The 319-nt window shown below is 60.2% G+C and carries 1 pseudogene; it reads right to left on the bottom strand.

Annotation, left to right across the window (positions count from 1 at the left end):
* Positions 1-319: pseudogene (locus tag HX792_RS23200) on the bottom strand (hypothetical protein); the annotation flags it as partial.

Below are 319 nucleotides of genomic sequence, written 5' to 3'. Positions count from 1 at the left end.
TGCTCGGCGCCGTCCGGATCAACACGCTGGACTAACCGCGCACGCTCGTCATGCACATAGACTTCCTGGCTGCCATCGGCGTTAAACACCGTGACTTGCCCGTTGTCATCCTAGGCATACCGGGTGTCCATCTGCGAAAAGCTGGCCCAGTGCCGGACACAGCGCGCCGCCTTGCCAGACCGTTCCCACTCCCAGTAGAAACTCGCCCCACCGGCCAACTGGCGTTGGAGAATGACGTGCTGATCGTCGTAGCGATAAGCCTCACTTTCACCGACAGCATTGGTCGCACTGATAAGCCGGCCAAGGTCGTCATAGGCGT

The sequence above is a fragment of the Pseudomonas sp. B6002 genome (genome assembly GCF_013385985.1).
Lineage (GTDB): Bacteria > Pseudomonadota > Gammaproteobacteria > Pseudomonadales > Pseudomonadaceae > Aquipseudomonas.
Note: the sequence above shows the minus strand (reverse complement) of the source record. Positions and strands in the feature narration are given on the sequence as shown.